Below are 18,535 nucleotides of genomic sequence, written 5' to 3' on the forward strand. Positions count from 1 at the left end.
GCAGTTATTAGTGCTATAGCTTCATTGGTCCGGATCATTATAAGTAACGCCATCTATATGGACGGCATGGCTGTTTCAAACCCATGACAGCGCGTTAAAAAAGGAAAGCTCATGAGCGAACCGGGACAAAAGCTGCGCCTGGGTGCGCTGATCGCGTTGGTGGTCGGCTCGATGATTGGTGGCGGGATATTCTCTTTGCCGCAAAACATGGCGGCGCGTGCCGATGTGGGGGCAGTGCTGATCGGTTGGGGTATCACCGCAATCGGCATGCTGGCCCTGGCTTTTGTGTTCCAGACCCTGGCCAACCGCAAGCCTGAGCTGGACTCGGGGGTGTACGCCTACGCCAAGGCCGGCTTTGGCGAGTACATGGGTTTTTCCTCGGCCTGGGGCTACTGGATCAGTGCCTGGCTGGGCAACGTCGGCTATTTCGTGCTGCTGTTCAGCACCTTGGGGTTCTACTTCCCGGTGTTTGGCGAGGGCAACACGCCAATTGCCATCGGTTGCGCGTCGCTGCTGCTGTGGGCGGTGCATTTCCTGGTGCTGCGCGGCATCAAGGAGGCGGCGTTCATCAACCAGGTGACCACCGTTGCCAAGGTGGTGCCATTGCTGATCTTCGTGGTGATAGCGGCATTCGCCTTTCGCGCCGATATCTTCACCCGTGACATCTGGGGTCTGAGCAACCCGCAGTTCGGCAGCGTGCTGGAGCAGGTGCGCAACATGATGCTGGTGACTGTGTTCGTGTTCATCGGCATCGAGGGTGCCAGTGTGTATTCCGGGCGCGCCCAGCGCCGCTCGGATGTCGGCAAGGCCACGGTGATCGGTTTCCTGGGGGTGCTGGCGCTGCTGGTGCTGGTCAATGTGCTGTCGCTGGGGGTGATGACCCAGCCGGAACTGGCCGGGCTGCAGAACCCGTCACTGGCTTCGGTGCTGGAGCATATCGTCGGGCCCTGGGGCGCCTTGCTGATCAGTATCGGCCTGGCGGTTTCGCTGCTTGGCGCGCTGCTGTCCTGGGCGTTGCTGTGCGCCGAGATCCTCTTTGCAACGGCACGGGACAAGACCATGCCGCGCTTCCTGGCCCAGGAAAACGCCAACCATGTGCCGGCCAACGCCCTGTGGCTGACCAACTGCATGATCCAGGGCTTCCTGCTGATCACGCTGTTTTCCGCCGGTACCTATACCAGCCTGATCTACCTGGCGTCGTCGATGATCCTGGTGCCCTACCTGTGGTCGGCGGCCTACGCCGTGCTGTTGGCGGTACGTGCAGAAACCTACGACGGGCAGCCGGCCTTGCGCCGCAAGGACCTGCTGGTAGCGCTGATTGCCCTGGTATATGCGGTGTGGCTCTTGTACGCCGGCGGGCTCAAGTACCTGTTGCTGTCGGCGCTGCTGTACGCGCCGGGCGTTATCCTGTTCGCCCTGGCCAAGCATGAGCAGGGAAAGGCCTTGTTCACTGCCTGGGAAAAGCTGATTTTCGCCGCCGTGCTGGCCGGCGCCGCCCTGGCGGCCTATGCCCTGTACTCAGGGCTGCTGAGCTTGTGACCGGGCAGGGCAGGGGGCGTGCTCCGGGCGGGACCAGATCCACAGGTTGCCCAGGGCCATGCCGGCAATGGCCAGAAACACCGGCCAACGGTGTTCCAGGAACGTCAGCATCAGGCCCGCGCACAGCAGCATGCTGAGGGTCGCGCTGACCTTGGCCCGGCGCTGGATAACCTTGCCATTGCGCCAGTTGTGCAGGATCGGCCCGAACAGCCGGTGGTTCTCCAGCCAGGCAGACAGGCGCGGTGAACTGCGCGTGGCCGCCCAGGCGGCCAGCAGGATGAATTCGGTGGTCGGCAGGCCGGGGATGACGATCGCGACCAGGCCAACGCCCAGGCTCACGTAAGCCAGGAGTGCATACAGCAGGCGGGCAAGTTTCGAGCGGGCGGGTCGGGTCATGGTCTCATTGCATAAAGCGGTTCGGCCACCGGTAGGGTGGCCGGATACGGTGTGTCAAACCAGCGCGGCATCCGCAGCGTAGGCGTGCTTGAGCAGTTCGGTGAAGCGCTCGAAGGCAGCAACTGCGCCGCGTTCGGCAGCGGTGTCCTCTTCGGTGGACAGGGCCAGGCCATCCAGAATGCGGGTGAACTGCTTCCAGCCTTCAGCACGGCCGCCGGCCGGTTCACCCAGGTGTCGAGCACCGAAGTTGTCGGACAGTCCCAGGGCCACGGCACGCTTGATCAGAAACGCAGCGCCCAGTTTGGAGCCTTCGGAGACGAAGATCCAGCCCATTGCCTCGCCCAGGCTCGGGTTGCGCAGGGCCCCCGGCACGGCTGGCGGTACTGCGGTGTCGAGGTCGGCGAGGTCCAGGCGGGCCTGTTCGGCACGGCAGCGCTCGGCCAGGTCGGGGACGATGGCGATCAGTTGCGGGTCGTTGTACAGAGCCTGCAGCTCGGCCTGGAACAGGTACTGGGCGGCCACGAAGCGGGCGAAGCTTTCGCGGCTGTCGAAAGGGGCGTGGGAACTGACCAGTGCATCCAGTTCGGCATGAGGGGTGTGGGTGATCTGTTTCAGGCGCTGGGAGCGCAGGGCTGGGCGGTCGGTCATAGGGCATTCCTTGGAAAAAAGGGCGTCTAGAGACAAGACGAAGCAGCGGGGATGGAACAGTAAAAAAAGCTGGCATTTGTGCTGGTAGTGATGGCCTCTTCGCGGGTGAAACCGCTCCCACAGGTATTGCGCAAACCTCGGGCCTGCGATGCCCCTGTGGGAGCGGGTTTACCCGCGAAGAGGCCGGCACTGACGAAACAAGCCTGTCAGCGATAATTCAGGTCAGATATCCCAGACCACATTGATGCCGAAGTTGCGCCCCGGCATGGTCAGGCGGTCGATGTTGGCCGGCTGGGTCACGGCCGCTTCACCCTGGCCGTCGTAGCTGCGTACCGAATCCCACTGCCAGTACTTCTTGTCGGTGAGATTGTACAGGCCGGCGTTGATGGTCACATCGTCGGTAACCTTGTAGTAACCGGTCAGGTCCAGCACCCCGTAGCCTGGGGTGCGGAACTTGGAGCTCGAGCCGTCGGGCGAGTAGAAGGTACTGTCGTCGACGCGGGTCTTGCGCTTGACCAGTGTCCAGCTCAGCAGGCCGCCGTAGTGCTGTTGTTCGTAACCCAGGCCGAACACGCCCTTGAGCGGGTTGACGCTGTTCAGTGGCTCGCCGGTGTCATCGTTACGGCCATAGGTGTAGGCGATCGAGCCCTGGGTATACAGGCCCTGCGGCGCACCGAAGTGGTTTAGGTTCAGGCGGCCCTTGACCTCGGCACCCTTGATGGTGGCGTGCTTGATGTTGTTGGCCTTGAAGGTCTGCTCCAGGTTGGCGCTTTGTACGGCATCTTCGTCGATGAAGTCGCGGTACTTGTTGTAGAACACCGCCACGTCGAAATTACCTGCGTCGAAGTTGCCACGCAGGCCGGTTTCATAGCTTTTGCTCTTTTCGGGTTCGAGGCCCGGGTTGCCTTCTACGCGGTAGCCTTGCTCGATGTTCTCGAACTTCCCGTACATGGCTTTGGCGGTCGGGGTGCGGAAACCTTCGGCGTACTGGCCATACCAGGTGTAGTTGTCGTTGAAGGCGTAGGTCAGGCCGAACTTGGGCGAGATACGGTGCCACTTCTTGTCCGAATCGTCCTGGGAGGTGGGCACGGTACCGGAGGACTCCAGGCCACGCAGGAATGCCTCGGTGAACCTGGGCTTCATGCGCGTGTAGTCGTAACGAGCGCCAGGCAGGAAGGTCCAGTTGTTCCAGCGGATTTCATCCTGTACGAACAGGCTGTAGGTGTTCACGGTCGGGTCCGGGAAGTCACTGACCAGCGCCTGGCCGTCTGCCGGGCGCTCGGCGCCAGCGGCGGAACAACCTGAACCAACGGCCAGGCAGGTGCCGGTGCCGCTGCGCGAACCGGTGACTTTCTCGTGCTTGAGGGTGGTGCCGTAGGTCAGCAGGTGGTCGGTGGCGCCGAGGCTGAAAGCCTTGTCCAGCTGGGCATCGAATACCCATTGGCGGTCCTTGTAGAGGGTGTCGCGGGTACGCAGTACCTGACGGCCAGGTGGTGCGTAGACCTCCTCGGTGTGCTGGTCGGTCTTGGCGATCTGGTAGTTCAGGCTCCACTTCACATGGTCGGCGACCAGCGAATCCAGGCCGAACTCATGGTTGATGCCAAAGCGTTCGCGGGTGATGGTGTCGTTGCCATTACGCGCCTTGTAGTAACCCGAGGCACCCAGGCCAGGAATGAAGGGCCCGCCCACCGCACTGAGGATGTTCTGGTCGCGGTCATCCTTGTAGTGTTCGTAGGTGAAGCCCAGGCGCGCGTCGTCGGCGTAGTTCCAGCCCAGCTTGGCCAGTACGTTGGTGGTGCGCACATCCATCGGATTGGCTTCGGTACGGGCCAGGCCGTCACCGCTGTGGCCACCGTGGGTCTCGGTTTCGTGGCCGTTGCGCTGGCTCAGGTGCAACAGGCTGTCGAAGTCGCCCTGGCGGCCGGCGACGGTGGCGGAGGTCAGCCAGCTCTCGTCGGCCGAGCTATAGCCAGTCTTCAGGCGGGCGCCTGCGTCCTTGCCCGGCTTGATGATGTCGTCCGGGTCGAGGGTGAAGTAGCTCACTGCCCCGCCGATGGCGTTGCTGCCGTACAGCACCGAAGCCGGGCCGCGGAGGATTTCCACACGCTTGACGATCTCCGGGTCCACGTAGTTGCGCTGGGTCTGGGCGTAGGGGCCGAAGAAGAAGCTGTCGGGGATCGACACGCCATCGACCTGGGTGAGGATGCGCTCGCCGTCGATGCCACGGATGTTGTAGCCGTTCAGGCCGCTGCGCTGGCCGGTGCCAGCTACCGACACGCCCGGTTCGTAGCGCACCAGGTCCTGGATGTTGTTGACGTTCTGCCGGTCGAGTTGCTCGCGTGTCTGCACGTTGACGGTGCTCGGCACCTGGCTGACGTCCTGGGCGCTGCGGGTGGCGCTGACGGTCATTTGTTGCAGGGCAATCACGTTGGCGCTGGCCTGGCGTTCGAGTACCACATTGCCACTGCTGATCTTGCGAAAGCCCAGGCCGGTGCCGTGTAGCAGGCGCTTGAGCGCGGCTTCCGGCGGTAGCGAACCCTGCACCCCTGGCGATGCCACGCCGTCGGCCAGTTCGGCGCTGAAGCCGACCTGCCAGCCGGTGACCTGGCTGAAAGCATTGATGGCCGAAACCAGCGGCTGCTGGCCGATGCTGAAGCGGTAGTCGCCCATGCGCGGGCTGCTGGCCTGTGCCGTTTCGGCGGCCAGTGCCGGCAGGCTTATGGCACCGCTGGCGAGCAGGGCAAGGTTCAGTAGGGAAAGGCTCAGGAGGGACAGTTGCCCTCTGTGGCGAGCAAGGGTGGAGGGGCGGGTAGGACCTGTGGACATCGGAAGCGCTCCCTGACGCGCGGGCTGTTATAGGTGATGGCTGTACTCGTTTTAAAACGAGAATCAGTTGCATTGGCTATAACGAGACGGGCGGGGTAGCGTGACTGCGTAAAAAAAGTTGGATTGCGGTCTGGCGATCTGTATCGCGATTTCTATGGGAGCGTGTCGAGTTTCAGATTTGCGGATCAGTTCAGGATGACCAGCGCCGGGTACTCATGCAGCTGTGCCGAGGTGATGTGGGCCAGCGCGCGCAGGGTTTGCAGCGGCTGGTCGAGGCGGTAGTTGCCGGTGACTGCCATGTCTTCCAGCTGCGCATTGCGGTTGATGATCCAGCCTGGGTAGTAGCGCTGCACCTCGGCCAGCACCTGGCTCAGCGGGCAATTCTCGAACACCAGGCGGCCGTCGACCCAGGCCAGGTCCTTGTGCATGTCGGGGCGCTGGCGCTGGCCGAACCCCTGGGGGCCGACGCTGATGCTGTCGCCGGCGCTCAGGCGAATGCGCTGGTCGCGGGCCCCCTGCAGGTCGACATCGCCGCGCTGCACCCGCACCTGTGCCTCGCCGTCGAGGTAGCGCACGGCAAAGTCGGTGTCGCGCACCTGCGCGCGCAACGGCCCGGCCTGCACTTCCAGTGGCAGCAGCGCGCCCTCGGGGACCTGGAAATAAGCCTCGCCCTGTAGCAGGCGGGCGATCTGGTGGCCGTCACGCTGCTCGCTGGCAAATGCCGAATTGGTGTTGAGCAGCACTTTCACGCCGTCTTCCAGCTGCAGGCGCTGGCGCTCGCCCACCACCGTCAAGTGGTCGGCCTGCAGGCGCATGGGCAAGTTGCCCAGGGTGAACAGCCCGACCAGCAGCAGCGCCGCCGTGGCCAGGGGTTTCCAGTGGCTGCGCAGGCGCCCGCGCCACGAGCGGCGCTGTTGCTGATGCATCTGCACGGCCGCCTGGTGCAGCGGTGCGCCGTTCCACAGGGCTTCTGCCTCGACATAGGCCTCGGCATTTTCCGGCGCTGCGCTCAGCCAGGCTTCGAAGGCCTGGGTGTCCTTGGCGTCGGCGCATTGCAGGCGTACCAGCCAGTCCAGCGCCTCGTCCATGGCACGAGCACGAGCACTGGGCCCGGCGGGTGACGGGCGAGGGGGGCTGTCGGTCACGGTGAATCCTTGAATGGTTTTTGCGAATGATCAAGGCTGAGGCGGGGCGTGGCAAGGGCTTTGCGTTGCCTCACTTGAGGCGGTCGGCGACCCCCATGCAGATCGCCATGATCAGTTTCAGTTCCTTCTGTACCGTGCTGGGCGAAACATTCAGTTGTTCGGCGATTTCCAGGTAGGTGGCGCCATGCAGGCGGCTGAGGATGAAGATGCGCTGCTGGCGTTCGCTCAGCTGGTTGAGGCTGATGCTCAGGTGCTTGAGTAGCTGCTCGGCATGGGCCGCATCCTCGCTGCTGGTGGCCGGCGCGGCCACGCTGTGCAGGACCTCGTCGGGCACGTCGTCGACCAGCATGCGCGATTGCACTCGGCGCGCGCGCAGGTGGTCGAGGGCCAGGTTGCGTGCGGTCTGGAACACGAACGGTTCGATGTGTTCGATGGGCCGTTCACCGAGGGCGCGGGACACCCGCAGGTAGGTTTCCTGCAAAAGGTCCTCGGCCGTGTTGGGGTTGCCCACCATGCGCTGCAAGGTGCGCAGCAGGGTAAGGCGCTGGACGAGGAAGACAGAGTTGAACCGGGACTGACTCACGGGGGGACCTGGCCGACGAAAGGTTAATGATAATGCTTATCATCCTCCACGAAGGTCAAGCCTGGAAATGTTAGGAAAGGGTAAAGATTGTGAGTATTGGGCGCAGAGGCGCTCGCTGCGGCATTATCAGCGCCTGAGAGATCGAGCGCCGCGCGGGCGGCGCTCGATCTCTCAGGCGGTAGAAATGCCGTGTCATGCTCAGCCGGCGCGGCACAACGCCAGGCAGTTATCCAGCATGCGGTTGGAGAACCCCCACTCGTTGTCATACCAGGCCAGCACCTTGAGCATGCGCCCGTTGGCCCGGGTATGGTTGGCATCGAAGATCGACGACAGCGGGTTGTGGTTGAAATCGCAGGAAACCAGCGGCAAGGCGTTGTAGCCCAATACCCTGGAATGCTTGCTGGCCTCGAGGAACAACTGGTTGACCTGCTCGGCCGTGGCCTCGCGCTTGAGGTTGACTGTGAGGTCAACCAGCGACACGTTGATCACCGGTACCCTTACTGCCATGCCGGTCAGCTTGCCGGCCAGCTCCGGCAGCACCAGGCCCACGGCCTCGGCGGCGCCGGTCTTGCTCGGGATCATCGACTGGGTCGCCGAGCGCGCACGGAACGGGTCGCCGTGGTACACATCGGTCAGCACCTGGTCGTTGGTGTAGGCATGGATGGTGGTCATCAGTCCCTGTTCGATGCCGAACTCGCGGTGCAGCACCTGGGCAATCGGTGCCAGGCAGTTGGTGGTGCACGAGGCATTGGAAATGATCTGGTGCGAGGCCCGCAGGATGTCGTGGTTGACCCCGTACACCACGGTGGCATCGGCGCCTTTGGCCGGTGCCGAGACGATCACCTTGCCAGCCCCCGCAGCCAGGTGCGCGGCGGCCTTGGCGCGCTCGGTGAACAGCCCGGTGCATTCGAACACCACGTCGATCGCTTCGGCCTTCCAGGGCAGTTCGGCCGGGTTGCGGATGGCGCTGACCGCGATGCGGTCACCATTGACCGTGAGGCTTTCGTGGTCGGCCTCGACGCTGGCGTCGAAGGTGCCGTGCACGCTGTCGTACTTGAGCAGGTGGGCATTCATGGCGCTGTCGCCCAGGTCGTTGATGGCGACGACCTGCAGGTCCTGGCGGTAGCCTTGGGTATACAGTGCGCGCAGGACGTTGCGCCCGATGCGGCCGAATCCATTGATGGCGATGCGTAGGGTCATGGCAGTACCTCTGGCAGTCCGAGTGAAACCTGTGGCACAAAGGAGCTTCACTGAAACGGTTTTGTTGTTGGAATTACAAGATTATTCACCTGCCGATAGAAAACAAGCCTTTTTAGTGGCAGTATTTTGTTTAAACATACAACGAGTGGTTGGGCGACGTGCCTCCACCGATGCAGCGGGCTCCTCTACCTTGAGCCTAGGCCGCAATCGTTTGGAGGGGAAATGCCCGGTAAACCGCCCTTACAATTAGCCTGGAGTCCAGTACATGCATCCGCGCATCCTTGAGGTCACCCAGCGGCTGGTCGAACGTAGCCGTGCCACCCGCGAACGCTACCTGCAACTGATTCGCGGCGCGGCCAGTGACGGCCCCATGCGTGCCAGCCTGCAGTGCGCCAACTTCGCCCATGGCGTGGCTGGTTGCGGCAGCGACGACAAGCAGACCCTGCGCCTGATGAACGCGGCCAACGTGGCCATCGTCTCGGCCTACAACGACATGCTTTCGGCGCACCAGCCCTACCAGCACTTCCCCGAGCAGATCAAGCAGGCCCTGCGCGATGTCGGTTCGGTCGGCCAGTTCGCCGGTGGCGTGCCGGCCATGTGCGATGGCGTGACTCAGGGCGAGCCGGGCATGGAGCTGGCCATCGCCAGCCGCGAAGTGATCGCCATGTCCACCGCCGTGGCCCTGTCGCACAACATGTTCGACGCCGCGCTGATGCTGGGCATCTGCGACAAGATCGTCCCCGGCCTGATGATGGGGGCGCTGCGCTTCGGGCATCTGCCGACCATCTTCGTTCCGGGCGGGCCGATGGTCTCTGGCATTTCCAACAAGCAGAAGGCCGACGTGCGCCAGCGTTATGCCGAAGGCAAGGCCAGCCGCGAAGAGCTGCTGGATTCGGAGATGAAGTCCTACCACAGCCCTGGCACCTGTACCTTCTACGGCACTGCCAACACCAACCAGCTGGTGATGGAAGTGATGGGCCTGCACCTTCCGGGCGCCTCGTTCGTCAACCCGTACACACCGCTGCGCGACGCGCTCACCGCCGAGGCCGCGCAGCAGGTCACGCGCATGACCAAAGCCAGCGGCAACTTCATGCCGCTGGGTGAAATCGTCGACGAGAAGGCGCTGGTCAACTCCATCGTCGCCCTGCACGCCACCGGCGGCTCGACCAACCATACCCTGCACATCCCGGCGATTGCCCAGGCCGCCGGTATCCAGCTGACCTGGCAGGACATGGCCGACCTGTCCGAGGTGGTGCCGACCTTGTCCCACGTCTACCCCAACGGCAAGGCCGACATCAATCACTTCCAGGCCGCGGGCGGCATGGCCTTCCTTATCCGCGAGCTGCTCGATGCCGGGCTGCTGCACGAAGATGTCAACACAGTGGCCGGCCATGGCCTGCGCCGCTACACCCAGGAGCCGTTCCTCGACAACGGCAAGCTGGTGTGGCGCGAAGGGCCGCAGCACAGCCTGGACGAAAGCATCCTGCGCCCGGTCGCGCGGCCGTTCTCGGCCGAAGGCGGCCTGCGGGTGATGGAGGGCAACCTCGGCCGCGGCGTGATGAAGGTGTCCGCTGTCGCCCCTGAGCACCAGGTGGTCGAGGCGCCAGCGCGAGTGTTCCAAGATCAGCAGTCGCTGGCCGATGCGTTCAAGGCAGGCGAGCTGGAGCGTGACTTCGTCGCCGTGGTGCGCTTCCAGGGCCCGCGCTGCAACGGCATGCCGGAGCTGCACAAGCTCACACCGTTCCTCGGCGTGCTGCAGGACCGTGGCTTCAAGGTGGCGCTGGTTACCGACGGACGCATGTCCGGTGCTTCGGGCAAGATCCCGGCGGCCATTCATGTTTGCCCCGAGGCTTATGACGGCGGCCCGCTGGCACGAGTGCGCGATGGTGATATTGTGCGGGTCGATGGTGTCGAAGGCACGCTGCGGGTAATGGTGTCGGCCGAAGAACTGGCCAGCCGCGATCTGCCGCCAGCGCCACAGGGCAACGACCTGGGCTGCGGGCGCGAGCTGTTCGGCTTCATGCGCATGGCGTTCAGCCCGGCAGAGCAGGGCGCCAGTGCCTTCACCTCGGCCCTGGAGAACCTCAAATGAAGGACCTGCTGGTTGGCGACATCGGCGGCACCAATGCCCGTTTTGCGTTGTGGCGTGACAACCAGCTGCATGAAGTGAAGGTCTTCGCCACCGAGGACTACACCAGCCCGGAACAGGCCATCGAGGCTTACCTTGAAGGCCTGGGCATTCCCCGCGGCGGCGTGACTGCTGCCTGCCTGGCGGTGGCCGGGCCGGTCAATGGCGACGAGTTCCGTTTCACCAACAACCATTGGCGCCTGAGCCGTCTGGCATTCTGCCAGCGACTGCAGATCGAGCAGCTGCTGCTGATCAATGACTTCACCGCCATGGCGCTGGGCATGACCCGCCTGCGCGATGGCGAGTTTCGCGAAGTGTGTCCAGGCCAGGCCGATCTTGCGCGTCCGGCGTTGGTCATCGGTCCGGGTACCGGTTTGGGTGTCGGCTCCCTCTTGCGAGTGGGGGAACGTTGGTGTGCCTTGCCGGGCGAGGGCGGGCACGTCGACCTGCCGGTGGGTAATGCCCGCGAAGCAGCGATTCACCAACAGATTCACGCCCAGATCGGCCACGTCAGCGCCGAAACCGTGCTCAGTGGCGGTGGTCTGCTGCGCCTGTACCAAGCAATCTGTGAACTGGACGCTGACATACCCCGACACAAGACCCCGGCGCAAATCACCGATGCTGCGCTGGCCGGCGAACCACGGGCGCTGGCGGTGATCGAACAGTTCTGCCGTTTCCTTGGCCGAGTGGCGGGTAACAATGTTCTGACGCTGGGCGCGCGGGGAGGGGTCTATATTGTCGGCGGCGTGATCCCGCGGTTTGCCGAGCTGTTCCTGCGCAGCGGGTTCGCCGCGAGTTTTTCCGACAAGGGCTGCATGAGTGGTTATTTCGCTGGCGTACCGGTTTGGCTGGTGACGGCGGAGTTTTCCGGGTTGCTGGGGGCCGGGGTGGCTTTGCAGCAGGCGCTGGATCACGGATAGGTAGGCCACTGCGCGACCCAATCGCCGGCAAGCCAGCTCCCATACCGATCGCTTCAAGCCTAGGGCTGTGCAATAACTGTGGGAGCCTGGCTTGCCGGCGATGGGTTGCGAAGCAGCCCCAGAAAGCAACACCCGACAGCAGGCAAAAAGACCTGCAATCAACAAGAGGAAGGACTACCTTGAGCACTGCCGGCAAATCGATCCTGATGGTCGACGACGACCAGGAAATCCGCGAGCTGCTGCAAACCTACCTGAGCCGCTCCGGCTTCCAGGTGCATGCCGAAGCCGACGGCAAGGGCTTTCGCCGCGCGCTGGAATCCACCCCCTGCGACCTGGTCATCCTCGATGTCATGCTGCCCGATGAAGACGGCTTCAGCCTGTGCCGCTGGGTACGCCAGCACCCGCGCCAGGCACGGGTACCGATTATCATGCTCACCGCCAGCTCCGACGAAACCGACCGGGTCATCGGCCTGGAGTTGGGCGCCGACGACTACCTGGGCAAGCCGTTCAGCCCCCGCGAACTGCAAGCGCGGATCAAGGCCCTGCTGCGTCGCGCCGAGTTCGGCCAGGCGGCGCCGGGCGGTGCGGTGCTGGCCTTCGACGACTGGCGCCTGGACACGGTCAGCCACCGCCTGTTCCATCGCGACGGTGAGGAAGTGATTCTCTCTGGCGCCGACTTCGCCCTGCTCAAGCTGTTCCTCGACCACCCACAGCAGATCCTCGACCGCGATACCATCGGCAACGCCACTCGTGGTCGCGAGCCGATGCCGCTGGACCGCATCGTCGACATGGCGGTCAGCCGCCTGCGCCAGCGCCTGCGCGATACCGACAAACCACCCCGGCTGATCCGCACCGTACGCGGCAGCGGCTACCTGTTGGCTGCCCATGTCTGCAATGCGCCCTGAGCGGCGCTGGCGACTGCTGCCGCGCTCGCTACTGGGGCGCATGCTGTTGCTGACCCTGCTGGTGGTGCTGCTTGCCCAGGGTTTGTCGAGCGTCATCTGGGTTGCCCAACTGCGCGCCAGTCAGTTGCAGGGCCTGCGTGCCAGCGCCAGCAGCCTGGCTCATTCGATGAGTGCCAGCGTCAGCTACTTCCGCTCGTTGCCAGTGGCCTATCGGCCGATGGTCCTCGACCAGTTGCGCAGCATGGGCGGTACACGCTTTTTCGTGTCGCTCAACGCCAAGCCGCTGGACATGCCGCTACTGCCCGTTACCCCGCGCAAGCAGGCGGTGATCGATGTGTTCCAGCAGGTGCTGCATGAGCGCCTGGGTTCGCAGATGGAAATTTCCGTCGAGTTCGTCGGGCCCGACGACCTGCGTATCTTCAACAGCGGCCTGAAGCTCGACGAACTGCCACGCTCCTGGGCGCATTACTCGCTGACACTCGAGCCACTCAACCCGCCGGTGCTGGTAACCCAGATCCGCCTGGGTGAGGGTGAGTGGCTGTACATCGCCTCGCTGCTGCCCGAGCCCTACACCAGCCTGGAGGCCGAGCGCCTGCCGCGCCAGCAGATTGGCTTCATCGTGTTGACCACGGTCCTGCTGCTGCTGTTCATCGGCTTGCTGGTGCACTGGCAAAGCTGGCCGCTCAAGCGCCTGGCGCGGGCTGCCCGAGAGATGTCACTGGGCGCCGATGTGGCACCGGTGGCCGAAGGTGGTGGCAGCGAGGTGGTCGAGGTGGGGCGTGCATTCAACAGCATGCGCGAGCGCATCAGCCGCTACCTGACCGAGCGTAGCCAGCTGTTCAGTGCCATCTCCCACGACCTGCGCACGCCGATCACCCGCTTGCGCCTGCGCGTCGAGCTGCTGGAGGACGAGCGCCTGCAGGCCAAGTTCAGCCAGGACCTAGACGAGCTGGAGCTACTTGTCAAAGGTGCATTGCAGTGCGTGAAGGACACCGACATCCACGAGAACATCGAGCCGGTCGACCTCAACCAGGTGCTGGAAATCCTGGCCGAGCCGTACCTGGGCGATGGCCGCATCACGCTAGAAGGCCGGGCGCTGGCGCCATACCCGGGCAAACCGCTGGCGTTGCGGCGCTGCATCGGCAACCTGATCGACAACGCCATCAAGTACGGCGAGCGAGCGCGGCTGCGCATCATCGACAGTGCCGAGGGGTTTGTCCTGCAAGTGGATGACCAGGGGCCGGGGGTGCCGCAGCAGCAGCTGGAGCAGGTATTCGAGCCGCACTTCCGTCTGGCGGGGCAACAGCAGGGGTACGGGCTGGGGTTGGGGATTGCGCGCAACATTGCCCATAGCCATGGCGGGGAGGTGAGCTTGCTGAACCTGCGTGAGGGCGGGTTGCGGGTGACCTTGTACCTGCCGCGGGGCATGGACTGAAGGGTTGTATTGCCTGTACCGGCCCCTTCGCGGGTAAACCCGCTCCCACAAAGACCTCACAGGTCCATACAGGCTCCGAGGCTAATGCAAAAACTTGTGGGGGCGGGTTTACCCGCGAAGGGGTCGGCACAGGCAGCACAAATGTCACTTACTGGTGACAAATCCACCTTCCTTGGTGACATTCCCATCCAGGCCCGCTCACTAGAATTCGCAGACGACTGGCAAGGATCTAGCTGGCCCATGAACACCTACAACCTGCCTTCCACCCGCTGGCTCGACGCCCCGGCCCACACCGCCTGGCGCATGGCCGAAGGGCAGCGCCTGCTGGCCTTCGCCACGGCTTCGAAACTGCCCGATGGCTTCGGTAGCCTCGACGCCGCAGGCCTGCTTGCCCCCGGTGCCCGCGCCGAAACCCTGATCACCGCCCGCATGACTCACTGTTTCGCCCTGGCCCACCTGCAGGGCCTGCCTGGCTACCTGCCCTATGCCGAACACGGTGTTGCCGCCCTGCTTGGCGCGCTGCAGGATGCCACCTACGGCGGCTGGTTCGCCCACCCCGGAGGCCATGACGACAGCGGCAAGGCGGCTTACCTGCATGCCTTTGTCGCCCTGGCCGCCAGCTCGGCGGTGATGGCAGGTGCTTGCGGTGCACCAGCCTTGCTGGCAGGCGCGGTGCAGGTGCTCGAAGCGCATTTCTGGAGCGAAGAGGAGGGTGCCCTGCGGGAAGCCTTCTCCCGCGCCTGGCAGTTGCCCGAGCAGTACCGTGGTGCCAACAGCAACATGCATGCGGTCGAGGCCTTTCTGGCCCTGGCAGACGTAACTGGTGACAACCTGTGGCTGCAACGCGCCTTGCGCATCGCCGAACGCATCATCCATACCCATGCCGCCGCCAACGGCTACCGGGTCATCGAGCATTTCGACGCCCTCTGGCAGCCGCTGCCGCACTACAACCAGGCGTACCCGGCAGACCACTTCCGGCCTTATGGCTCCACCCCCGGGCATGCCTTGGAGTGGGCGCGGTTGCTGTTGCATCTGGAAGCCAGCCTGGAACAGGCCGGCCTGCATGCCCCGCAGTGGCTGCCAGACTGTGCCCGTGCATTGTTCGATACAGCCTGCCAGCAGGCCTGGAACGTCGATGGCGCGCCCGGTTTTGTCTACACCCTGGACTGGGCCGATCGCCCGGTGGTGCGCGCACGCCTGCACTGGGTGCATGCCGAAGCCTGCGCCGCCGCCGCGGCCCTGTTGCAGCGCACGGGCGAGGCGCACTACGAGCAGTGGTACCGCCGTTGCTGGGACTTCATCGTCAACCATTTCATCGACCATGGCGCTGGCAGCTGGCACCACGAACTCGATACGCGCAACCAGCCGGCCGCGACCATCTGGCCAGGCAAGCCCGACCTCTACCATGCCTACCAGGCGCTGCTGCTGCCGGGCTTGCCACTGGCACCCAGCCTGGCCAGCAGCTTGGCCGGCAATGTAACCAAACGATGACATTCACGCATCGCTTCGTTACCTGGCGAGGCGAGCACGCTGTTTAGACTTCATGCAACGCAAGCGATCGACTTGCACGGCATAACAACAAGAAAGGTGCTTCGATGAATTCCACGCTCCGTCTCGCTGCCGCCATCTCCCTGGCCTCCTTGCTTCCATTCAATGCCCTGGCTGCCGAATCCAAAGGCAGTGTCGAGGTGGTGCACTGGTGGACCTCTGGTGGTGAAAAAGCGGCGGTCGATGTGCTCAAGGCCCAGGTCGAAAAAGATGGTTTCACCTGGAAGGACGGTGCCGTTGCCGGTGGTGGTGGTGCCACCGCCATGACCGTGCTCAAGAGCCGCGCCGTTGCCGGCAACCCGCCGGGTGTCGCGCAGATCAAGGGCCCGGACATCCAGGACTGGGCGGCCACCGGCCTGCTCGACGCCGATGTACTCAAGGATGTGGCCAAGAAAGAAAAGTGGGACTCACTGCTCGACAAGAAAGTCGCCGATACCGTCAAGTATGACGGTGACTATGTCGCCGTACCGGTGAACATCCACCGTATCAACTGGCTGTGGATCAACCCCGAAGTCTTCAAGAAGGCCGGCGTCGACAAGGCGCCAGCCACCCTCGACGAATTCTACGCCGCTGCCGACAAGCTCAAGGCCGCCGGCTTCATCCCGCTCGCCCACGGCGGCCAGCCGTGGCAGGACAGCACCGTGTTCGAAAGCGTGGTGCTGGCGGTGATGGGGGCCGATGGCTACAAGAAGGCCCTGGTCGACCTTGACAGCACAGCCCTGACCGGCCCGCAGATGGTCAAGGCGCTGACCGAACTGAAAAAGGTCGCCAGCTACATGGACCCGGATGGCAAAGGCCAGGATTGGAACCTGGAAGCGGCCAAGGTCATAAACGGCAAGGCCGGCATGCAGATCATGGGCGACTGGGCCAAGAGCGAATGGACCCTGGCGAAGAAAACCGCCGGCAAGGACTACCAGTGCGTGCCATTCCCCGGCACCGACAAGGCGTTCCTGTACAACATCGACTCGCTGGTGGTGTTCAAGCAGAACGACGCCGGCACGTCTGCCGGGCAGCAGGATATTGCCCGCAAGGTGCTGGGCGAGGACTTCCAGAAGGTCTTCAGCAGCAACAAGGGGTCGATCCCGGTGCGCAACGACATGCTTGCCGACATGGGCAAGTATGACTTCGACGTCTGCGCGCAGACCTCCGCCAAGGACTTCCTGGCCGATGCCAAAAATGGCGGCCTGCAGCCGAGCATGGCGCACAACATGGCCACCACGCTGGCCGTGCAGGGCGCGTTCTTCGATGTGGTGACCAACTACATCAACGACCCCAAGGCCGACCCGGCCGATGCGGCGAAGAAGCTGGCGGCGGCGATCAAGGCTGCCCAGTAAGGCTGACGCGAATCCGTTGTAGGAGCGGCCTTGTGTCGCGATGGGCTGCGCAGCAGCCCCATAACCTGCGCACTCGATCTTTCAGGTAGGTATCGACCTTGAGTCCGTTGGGGCTGCTGCGCAGCCCATCGCGACACAAGGCCGCTCCTGCAGGGGAGTGCGGCGCCTTTGAGGTGAACCATGACCACAGCAACCGCCCAACTGCGGGCCTCACCCCTGGACGCGTTACAGCGCTGGCTGCCCAAGCTGGTGCTGGCGCCGAGCATGTTCATCGTTCTGGTGGGCTTCTACGGCTACATCCTCTGGACTTTCGTCCTGTCCTTCACCACCTCGACCTTCCTGCCGACCTACAAATGGGCCGGCCTGGCGCAGTACGCCCGGCTGTTCGACAACGATCGCTGGTGGGTGGCAAGCAAGAACCTGCTGCTGTTCGGCGGCCTGTTCATCGCCATCAGCCTGGTCATCGGTGTAGTGCTGGCGGTCCTGCTGGACCAGCGCATCCGTCGCGAAGGTTTCATCCGCACCATCTACCTGTACCCCATGGCGCTGTCGATGATCGTCACCGGCACCGCCTGGAAGTGGCTGCTCAACCCCGGCATGGGCCTGGACAAGCTGCTGCGTGACTGGGGCTGGGAGGGCTTTCGCCTTGACTGGCTGATCGATCCAGACCGGGTGGTGTACTGCCTGGTGATCGCCGCCGTGTGGCAGGCCTCGGGCTTCATCATGGCGATGTTCCTTGCCGGCCTGCGTGGCGTCGACCCGTCGATCATCCGTGCCGCTCAGATCGACGGTGCCAGCCTGCCGCGAATCTACTGGCGCGTGGTGCTGCCCAGCCTGCGCCCGGTGTTCTTCAGTTCGCTGATGATCCTCGCGCACATTGCCATCAAGAGCTTCGACCTGGTGGCGGCCATGACTGCCGGTGGCCCAGGCTACTCGTCCGACCTGCCCGCGATGTTCATGTATTCATTCACCTTCAGCCGCGGCCAGATGGGCATGGGCTCGGCCAGCGCCATCCTGATGCTCGGGGCGATCCTGGCGATCCTCGTGCCTTACCTGTACTCGGAGTTGCGGAGCAAACGCCATGCATAGCCCTCTCGACAAAGCAGTGCCGAGCCCGAGCCGCATCGCCATCCACGCGGTGCTGTTACTGGCGGTGCTGCTGTACCTGGTGCCGCTGGTGGTGATGCTGCTGACCAGCTTCAAGACCCCGGAAGACATCAGCACCGGCAACCTGCTGAGCTGGCCGGCGGTAATTACCGGCATCGGTTGGGTCAAGGCCTGGGGCACGGTCAGCGGTTATTTCTGGAACTCGATCATGATCACCGTGCCAGCGGTGCTCATCTCCACCGCCATCGGCGCGCTGAACGGCTATGTGCTGTCGATGTGGCGCTTCCGCGGTTCGCAGCTGTTCTTCGGCCTGCTGCTGTTCGGCTGCTTCCTGCCGTTCCAGACCGTACTGCTGCCGGCCTCGTTCACCCTCGGCAAGCTTGGCCTGGCCAGCACCACCACCGGCCTGGTACTGGTGCACGTGGTCTACGGCCTGGCCTTCACAACGCTGTTCTTCCGCAACTTCTACGTGAGCATCCCCGATGCGCTGGTCAAGGCTGCGCGCCTGGACGGTGCCGGGTTCTTCACCATTTTCCGCCGCATCATCCTGCCGATGTCCACGCCAATCATCATGGTCTGCCTGATCTGGCAGTTCACCCAGATATGGAACGACTTTCTGTTCGGCGTGGTGTTCTCCAGCGGCGATTCGCAACCGATTACCGTGGCCCTGAACAACCTGGTCAACACCAGCACCGGGGCCAAGGAATACAACGTCGACATGGCAGCGGCGATGATCGCCGGCCTGCCAACCCTGCTGGTCTACGTGGTGGCAGGCAAATATTTCGTCCGCGGGCTGACTGCTGGCGCGGTAAAGGGGTAAG

15 protein-coding genes are annotated in these 18,535 nt (G+C 63.8%); 9 read left to right on the plus strand and 6 right to left on the minus strand.

Going from position 1 to position 18,535, the window contains the following annotated elements; all coding sequences use genetic code 11:
- Nucleotides 1-111: 111 nt before the first annotated feature.
- The gene (gene arcD, locus V3314_RS08760) at nucleotides 112-1,539 is read left to right on the plus strand and encodes an arginine-ornithine antiporter (protein ID WP_338460136.1); all 1,428 of its coding nucleotides are present in this window, start codon (nucleotides 112-114) and stop codon (nucleotides 1,537-1,539) included.
- On the opposite strand, the gene V3314_RS08765 is transcribed toward arcD, so the two are convergent.
- The 6 genes from V3314_RS08765 to gap form a co-directional block, all read right to left on the minus strand.
- Entirely contained in the window at nucleotides 1,519-1,935 is a 417-nt protein-coding gene (locus V3314_RS08765) for a YbaN family protein (protein ID WP_135001604.1), read from the minus strand. The two genes, arcD and V3314_RS08765, sit on opposite strands and share 21 nt — an antisense overlap.
- Nucleotides 1,936-1,989: 54 nt before the next feature.
- On the minus strand, nucleotides 1,990-2,583 hold the full coding sequence (locus tag V3314_RS08770; RefSeq protein ID WP_046616964.1) for a biliverdin-producing heme oxygenase: 594 nt from the start codon (nucleotides 2,581-2,583) through the stop codon (nucleotides 1,990-1,992).
- A 222-nt stretch (nucleotides 2,584-2,805) separates the two neighbouring features.
- Complete coding sequence (locus V3314_RS08775) at nucleotides 2,806-5,409, minus strand: TonB-dependent receptor (protein ID WP_338460137.1); 2,604 nt, start codon at nucleotides 5,407-5,409, stop codon at nucleotides 2,806-2,808.
- 185 nt (nucleotides 5,410-5,594) lie between these two features.
- Nucleotides 5,595-6,554, minus strand: a complete 960-nt coding sequence (locus tag V3314_RS08780) for a FecR domain-containing protein (protein WP_196183118.1) — start codon at nucleotides 6,552-6,554, stop codon at nucleotides 5,595-5,597.
- Between the two features lie 70 nt (nucleotides 6,555-6,624).
- On the minus strand, nucleotides 6,625-7,137 hold the full coding sequence (locus V3314_RS08785; RefSeq protein WP_025337861.1) for a sigma-70 family RNA polymerase sigma factor: 513 nt from the start codon (nucleotides 7,135-7,137) through the stop codon (nucleotides 6,625-6,627).
- A gap of 198 nt (nucleotides 7,138-7,335) precedes the next feature.
- Nucleotides 7,336-8,337 carry a type I glyceraldehyde-3-phosphate dehydrogenase gene (gene gap, locus V3314_RS08790; protein ID WP_338460138.1) on the minus strand — a complete coding sequence of 334 codons (1,002 nt, stop codon included), beginning with the start codon at nucleotides 8,335-8,337 and terminating at the stop codon, nucleotides 7,336-7,338.
- A 265-nt stretch (nucleotides 8,338-8,602) separates the two neighbouring features.
- Between gap and edd the strand changes: the two genes are divergently transcribed.
- The 8 genes from edd to V3314_RS08830 all read left to right on the plus strand — a co-directional run bounded on the left by edd (nucleotide 8,603) and on the right by V3314_RS08830 (nucleotide 18,534).
- Nucleotides 8,603-10,429: a phosphogluconate dehydratase gene (gene edd / locus V3314_RS08795; RefSeq protein WP_046616960.1), complete on the plus strand. Its 1,827-nt coding sequence runs from the start codon at nucleotides 8,603-8,605 to the stop codon at nucleotides 10,427-10,429.
- Nucleotides 10,426-11,385: a glucokinase gene (locus tag V3314_RS08800; protein ID WP_085600585.1), complete on the plus strand. Its 960-nt coding sequence runs from the start codon at nucleotides 10,426-10,428 to the stop codon at nucleotides 11,383-11,385. The genes edd and V3314_RS08800 overlap by 4 nt, the downstream gene beginning before the upstream one ends.
- Nucleotides 11,386-11,564: 179 nt before the next feature.
- On the plus strand, nucleotides 11,565-12,290 hold the full coding sequence (gltR, locus tag V3314_RS08805) for a two-component system response regulator GltR (protein WP_108480958.1): 726 nt from the start codon (nucleotides 11,565-11,567) through the stop codon (nucleotides 12,288-12,290).
- Complete coding sequence (locus V3314_RS08810; protein WP_108480959.1) at nucleotides 12,271-13,725, plus strand: ATP-binding protein; 1,455 nt, start codon at nucleotides 12,271-12,273, stop codon at nucleotides 13,723-13,725. Before gltR ends, V3314_RS08810 begins: the two co-directional genes overlap by 20 nt.
- A 240-nt stretch (nucleotides 13,726-13,965) precedes the next feature.
- The gene (locus V3314_RS08815; protein WP_085600582.1) at nucleotides 13,966-15,216 is read left to right on the plus strand and encodes an AGE family epimerase/isomerase; all 1,251 of its coding nucleotides are present in this window, start codon (nucleotides 13,966-13,968) and stop codon (nucleotides 15,214-15,216) included.
- Nucleotides 15,217-15,320: 104 nt separating this feature from the next.
- A complete protein-coding gene (locus tag V3314_RS08820; RefSeq protein WP_046617130.1) occupies nucleotides 15,321-16,607 on the plus strand; it encodes an ABC transporter substrate-binding protein in 1,287 nt (428 codons plus the stop codon).
- Between the two features lie 180 nt (nucleotides 16,608-16,787).
- Nucleotides 16,788-17,696 carry a sugar ABC transporter permease gene (locus V3314_RS08825; RefSeq protein WP_025337868.1) on the plus strand — a complete coding sequence of 303 codons (909 nt, stop codon included), beginning with the start codon at nucleotides 16,788-16,790 and terminating at the stop codon, nucleotides 17,694-17,696.
- Nucleotides 17,689-18,534, plus strand: coding sequence for a carbohydrate ABC transporter permease (locus V3314_RS08830; RefSeq protein WP_046617128.1), 846 nt, complete (start codon nucleotides 17,689-17,691; stop codon nucleotides 18,532-18,534). The genes V3314_RS08825 and V3314_RS08830 overlap by 8 nt, the downstream gene beginning before the upstream one ends.
- The last annotated feature ends 1 nt before the right edge of the window (nucleotide 18,535 follow it).

This window comes from Pseudomonas sp. TE3-3-F2023 (assembly GCF_036784815.1).
GTDB lineage: Bacteria > Pseudomonadota > Gammaproteobacteria > Pseudomonadales > Pseudomonadaceae > Aquipseudomonas > Aquipseudomonas pudica.